This window comes from Roseateles sp. (genome assembly GCF_039595595.1).
GTDB lineage: Bacteria > Pseudomonadota > Gammaproteobacteria > Burkholderiales > Burkholderiaceae_C > Roseateles.
Genome location: NZ_JBCNLG010000060.1, coordinates 1 through 5,804, shown reverse-complemented (window position 1 = coordinate 5,804; position 5,804 = coordinate 1). Strand labels below are relative to the sequence as shown.

At 68.9% G+C, this 5,804-nt stretch carries 5 protein-coding genes; 1 reads left to right on the top strand and 4 read right to left on the bottom strand.

Features of this window, described 5'->3' with window-relative positions; all coding sequences use genetic code 11:
- The 4 genes from ABDW61_RS26425 to yajC form a co-directional block, all read right to left on the bottom strand.
- Positions 1–1,612 (bottom strand): DUF1631 family protein (locus ABDW61_RS26425; protein WP_343643071.1); only part of this gene is annotated, 1,612 nt, incomplete at its 3' end.
- 33 nt (positions 1,613–1,645) lie between these two features.
- Positions 1,646–2,680, bottom strand: coding sequence for a protein translocase subunit SecF (gene secF / locus ABDW61_RS26420; protein ID WP_343643070.1), 1,035 nt, complete (start codon positions 2,678–2,680; stop codon positions 1,646–1,648).
- Between the two features lie 39 nt (positions 2,681–2,719).
- Positions 2,720–4,615: a protein translocase subunit SecD gene (gene secD / locus ABDW61_RS26415; RefSeq protein WP_343643068.1), complete on the bottom strand. Its 1,896-nt coding sequence runs from the start codon at positions 4,613–4,615 to the stop codon at positions 2,720–2,722.
- Between the two features lie 116 nt (positions 4,616–4,731).
- Positions 4,732–5,058, bottom strand: a complete 327-nt coding sequence (yajC, locus tag ABDW61_RS26410; protein ID WP_343643066.1) for a preprotein translocase subunit YajC — start codon at positions 5,056–5,058, stop codon at positions 4,732–4,734.
- A gap of 205 nt (positions 5,059–5,263) precedes the next feature.
- Here yajC and ABDW61_RS26405 point away from each other — a divergent pair.
- A partial coding sequence (locus tag ABDW61_RS26405) for a GntR family transcriptional regulator (RefSeq protein ID WP_343643064.1) occupies positions 5,264–5,804 on the top strand: 541 nt, incomplete at its 3' end.

The window sequence follows — 5,804 nt, the reverse complement described above, 5'->3', positions numbered from 1 at the left end:
CCGGCACCTCGGACAGCATCTTGCGCAGCTCGATCGTGTACTGGATCGCCAGCGTCTCGCGCTGCTCGACCTGCTGCGCCAGCGACACGCCCTTCTTCGAGACCTCGTTCTCCTGCTCGAAGTAGTGATCGAGGAATTTCTCGAACTCGGTGAGCACCGTCTGGAAGACGCGCCGGCCGGTGTCCGGATAGGCCTCGACGACCTGCACGACGCGCTTGATCTCGCGCTCGAGCGCGTCGCCGATCTCGGCGGTCGAGGTGCTGAAGCCCATGACGCAGGAGCCCATGCGGTCGATCAGGCGGCGCGCGGGATGGTCGTCGGTGGCGAAGAAGTCCGGCTCGCCGACGGCGACCCGCAGCACCGGCATCTGCAGCCGCGCGAACCACACCCGGATCGCCGGCGGGATGCGCTCCTCCTGCAGGATGGCCTGGAACAGCAGCGCGACCAGCTCGATCGTGGCGCGCTCGGCCGGCGTGTCGGCGGCGGACTTCAGGACCTGCTTCAGCGCTTGGTTGCGCTGGCGGATCTCATCCAGGGCCTGCGGCGCGGTCAGTTGCTGATCCACCGTCGCGACCCGGTCGGCACGCCGCTGCACGGCCTCCTGGGCGTGATTGATGGCGGCACTCAGGCGCGGGGACCCGGCACGCGTCGACGGACCCGCCGCAGGGGCGGCGGGCAGGCCGCTGCGCGTTGCCGGTCCGGGCGGCGGCGTCCCGCCCGGCATGCCCGCGGCGCGAGCCGGCGATGAAGTCTGGGATTGCGCGAGTTCCGGCACATGGCGCGCGAGCACGCGCTGCAGTTGCGCCATCACCTGCTGAGCGGACTGACTGGCCGGCGTGGCCGCGGCGGCGGTCGCCGCCGCGGAGGCGCCGTAAGCCGACGACGAGGGCGCGACAGCGCCATGCGCGTGAACGGGCGCCGGCCCCAGCGGCGCCGCCTGCGTCTGACCGCTCGCTGGCGCGTTGCGCCGGATGAAGGGCCGCAGGTCGACCTCGGGCATCACGCCCTGCTGGATCAACCAGTGGTTGGCCTCGTGATAGGCCTCATTCAGGAGCTGGGAGAACTCATGGTGCAGCCAGCGCTGCAGCATCTGCCACACCGAACTGCTCAGCCCGGCCTCGAACCAGGCATCGAGCACCAGCCGCGCCAGCACCTGAGCGCGCAGCAGGTCCTGCTGCGCCAGGTCCTCGACGCGCTCCAGCGCCTGCATCCGATTGCGCAGGTCGCTGAACTCCCAGCTCGCCTTGTCCATCATCGCCAGCGCGAGCCGCGAAGCGATGATCTCGCGCTCGATCGTGTCGTCGCTGACCAGGGAGAGATTCTGCGGACGCGACGACAGCGAGGCCGACCGCGAGTCGCCCGCGCCATGGTGGTACGCGTGCCGCAGCGACTTGCCCAGCCGCGCATGCCAGGGCGTCGCGGCGCGCTGCCACGCCTCGAACGCATCGCGCCGGGCCATCTGCAGGGAATGCTCGGCTGGCTGCGCGAGCTGGTCCTGCACCGCGGTGGTCAGCACCGCCACCATGGCGGGCAGCCCTCGCAGCAGCACCTCCGTGTGGACGCGCCGCGCTTGCGAAGCCAGGGCCTGGGATCTTGCGTCGGCGGCAGTCATCGAGCGTGAGGTTGAGGAGTGCGGACGACTCTACTACACGACCGCCCCGGCGTTGGGGTCGTCCGGGTCGCCCTGCTTCGCGGGGCCGGCCTTGACCAGGTCCTCGCGCTTGACGCCCAGCCACATCGCGATCGCCGCGGCCACGAAGACCGACGAATAGATGCCGAACAGGATGCCGATCGTCAGCGCCACCGCGAAGTAGTGCAGCGTCGGGCCGCCGAACAGCAGCATCGACAGCACCATCATCTGCGTCGAGCCGTGCGTGATGATCGTGCGGCTGATCGTCGACGTGATCGCGTGGTCGATGATCTCGTGGGTGTTCAGCTTGCGGTACTTGCGGAAGGCCTCGCGGATCCGGTCGAAGATGACCACCGACTCGTTCACCGAGTAGCCCAGCACCGCCAGGATCGCCGCCAGCACCGCCAGCGAGAACTCCCACTGGAAGTAGGCGAAGAAGCCCAGGATGATCACCACGTCGTGCAGGTTGGCGATGATGCCGGCCACGGCGAACTTCCACTCGAAGCGGAAGGCCAGGTACAGCATGATGCCGATCACCGTGAAGCCCAGCGCCATCGCGGCATCGTGCGCCAGCTCCGCGCCGACCGACGGACCGACGAGTTCGCTGCGGGTCATCTTCAGCGGCTCCGCTGCGCCGACCGCGCAGGCCTGCCGCTCGACCGACTCGCCCTGCGGCGTGACCTCCTTGTGCGCGACCACCTGGCCCTGATCCGCCTTGCACAGCGCCGAGAAGACCTGGCCGGCCACCTGGTCCTGCTTCACGCCGGGCTTGATCGGCAGGCGGATCATGACGTCGCGCGCGGTGCCGAAGTTGGTCACCTGGATCTCGCCAAAGCCCATCTGCTCGACGATCTGACGCGTGCGGTTGATGTCGGCCGCTTGGGCGTACTGCACCTCGACCACCGTGCCGCCGGTGAACTCGATCGAGAAATGCAGGCCCTTGGTGACCAGGAAGAACACCGCGGCGATGAAGGTGAGGAAGGACACGGCGTTGAGGATCAACGCGTGCTTCATGAACGGGATGTCCCGTTTGATTCGGAAGAATTCCATGGCGTTGTGCGCTCGCTTCTCTTCGGGGGGCCGCAGCCCTTATTGAGCCTCGGCGGCCGTGTCGTCGGCGGCCGCGGCCGGGCCGGGCTTCCAGACGGTGCCGATGGAGACGGCCTTCAGGCGCTTGCGGCGTCCGTACCAGAGGTTGACCAGGCCGCGCGAGAACATCACCGACGAGATCATCGAGGTCACGATGCCCAGGCAGTGCACGACCGCGAAGCCCTTGATCGGGCCCGAGCCGAAGGCCAGCAGCGCCAGGCCCGCGATCAGCGTGGTCACGTTGGAGTCCAGGATGGTCGCCCAGGCGCGCTCGTAGCCGGCATGGATGGCCTGCTGGGGCGCCAGGCCGGCGCGCAGTTCCTCGCGCACGCGCTCGTTGATCAGCACGTTGGCGTCGATGGCCATGCCCAGCACCAGCGCGATGGCCGCGATGCCGGGCAGGCTCAGCGTGGCCTGCAGCATCGACAGCACCGCCAGCAGCAGCAGCAGGTTGAAGCCCAGCGCCACCGCGGAGAAGACGCCGAACATCATGTAGTACAGACACATGAAGATCGCCACGGCGACGAAGCCCCAGGTGACCGACGCGATGCCCTTGTCGATGTTCTCCTTGCCCAGCGACGGGCCGATGGTGCGTTCCTCGATGATCTCCATCGGCGCGGCCAGCGAGCCGGCGCGCAGCAGCAGCGCGGTGTCGCTGGCCTCCTGGGCCGACATCGAGCCGCCGGTGATCGAGAAGCTGTTGCCCAGCTCGCCGCGGATGACCGGGGCGGTCACGACCTGGCCCTTGCCCTTCTCGAACAGGATGATGGCCATGCGCTTGCCGATGCTCTCGCGCGACACGTCCTTCATGATGCGGGCGCCCTTGGCGTCCACCTTCAGGTTGACCGAGGGGTTGTGGTCCTGGTCGAAGCCGGGCTGGGCGTCGTTCAGGTTGTCGCCGGTCAGCACCACCTGGCGCTTGACGATGATCGGGGCGCCGCCCTTCTCGGTGAAGCGCTCGGTGCCGAAGGGCACCGGGCCGGTGCCGCTCAGCGCGGCTGTGGCCTCGGCGCTGTCGTCGACCATGCGCAGCTCCAGCGTCGCGGTGCGGCCGATGATGTCCTTGGCCTTGGCGGTGTCCTGCACGCCGGGCAGTTGCACGACCACGCGGTCGCGGCCCTGCTGCAGGATCACCGGCTCGGCCACGCCCAGCTCGTTGACGCGGTTGTGCAGCGTGGTGATGTTCTGCTTGATCGCGGCGTCCTGCACCGCGACGACCGCCTTGGGCGTCAGCGAGCCGGTCAGGCGCAGCTCGGTGCCGGCGCCGGACGGCACCCACGCGAAGTCGGGCACCTGGTCGCGCAGCAGGTTCTGCGCCTGCGTGCGGGTGGCCTCGTCGCGGAAGTTGATCGCCACGTCGTTGCCTTCGCGGCTGATGCCGGCGTGGCGGATGTTCTTGTCGCGCAGCATGGTGCGGACGTCGGCGGCCATCGATTCGGCCTTCTTCGTCAGCGCGGCCTTCATGTCGACCTGCATCAGGAAGTGCACGCCGCCGCGCAGGTCCAGGCCCAGGTACATCGGGAACGCGTGCAGCGCCGTCAGCCACTCGGGGCTGCGCGACACCAGGTTGAGCGCCACGATGTAGGTCGGGTCGGAGGTCTCGTCGCCGTTGAGCGCCTTGGCGATCGCGTCCTTGGCCTTGATCTGGGCATCGGTGTCGTGGAACCGGGCACGGATCGAGCCGGCTTCCAGATGCACGAAATCAGGCGTGACGCCGGCCTGGGTGATGGCCTGCTCGACGCGCTGGCGGACGGTGTCGTCGACCCTGACGGTGACCTTGGCGCTGGACACCTGTACCGCCGGCGCTTCGCCGAACAGGTTGGGCAGCGTGTAGATCAGGCCGACGAGCAGCGCCACGAGCAGCAGCGCGTACTTCCACAGCGGATAACGGTTCATGAGGAGATCCTCTGCAAACCAGGCGCCTTGGGCGGCGCCTCTGAAAACGGACCCGGCCGGTGCGATGCACGGGCCGGGTCGTCAGGGAGCGCAGTGCGCTCCGGGGTGGGGGCGGGTTACTTGGAGACCGTGCCCTTGGGCAGGACCTGCACGACGGAGCTGCGCTGGACCTGGATCTCGACGCCGGAGGCGATCTCGACGGTCAGGTATTGCTCGCCGATCTTGCTGACCTTGCCGAGCATGCCGCCCGCGGTGATGACCTCGTCGCCCTTGGCCAGGGCCTCGACCATCGCCTTGTGCTCCTTCTGCCGCTTCATCTGGGGGCGGATCATCACGAAATACATGACGACGAACAGGCCCACGATGGGCAGCATCTGCACGAAGCCGCCCATCGGGTCGGCAGCGGCCCCGGCGGTCTGGGCAAAAGCGTTGGAAATAAACACGTCGATATCCCTCAGGAAAGGCGTTGGCGCGGGCGCGGAGACCCGGGCGCCGCGCGGACCAGGCCCGCGCGTACGAAAGAGCCGGTGATTGTATGCGGCCCATCCGGCCGGACCGGCGCCCGCCGGACGCGGATTTAACTGGGGTTGACCTGCGCAAACTCAATCCCATACCGCCGGCATGGCGGACCTGCGATGATCCGCGCCCATGACTTCAGACACCCCCGAGCTGCAGGACGTCGACAAGCGCCGTCAGGCGGACCAGGCTTATGACGCGATCGAGTCGCTGATCGCGACGCTGCAGCTGCGCCCCGGGGCGCCGGTGGTGGAGTCGGACCTGATCGCGCGGATCGGGCTGGGCCGCACGCCCACGCGCGAGGCGCTGATGCGGCTGGTGGCCAGCGGCCTGATCGTGCAGCAGCCGCGCCGCGGCCTGCTGGTCAGCGACATGCCGCTGGCCGAGCACCTGGACCTGCTGGAAGCGCGCCGGCCGCTGGAGCGGCTGATCGCCTGCTGCTCGGCGCGGCGCGCGTCGCCGGCGCAGCGCAGCGCACTACAGGCCTGCGCGGCGCGGATGGCCGAGGCGGCCGAGCGCCAGGACCTGGAAGCCTACATGCGGGTCGACCAGCAGCTCGACCGCGTCAACCATGCGGCCTGCCGCAACCGCTACGCGGTGGCGGCGGTGCTGCCGATGATCATCCAGTGCCGGCGCTTCTGGTACGCGTACCGGCACCTGGGCGACGTCGCCA

Excerpts from the sequence above, each read along its gene's own strand:
- secF (WP_343643070.1), bottom strand. The coding sequence starts at position 2,680 with ATGGAATTCTTCCGAATCAAACGGGACATCCCGTTCATGAAGCACGCG.
- secD (WP_343643068.1), bottom strand. The coding sequence starts at position 4,615 with ATGAACCGTTATCCGCTGTGGAAGTACGCGCTGCTGCTCGTGGCGCTG.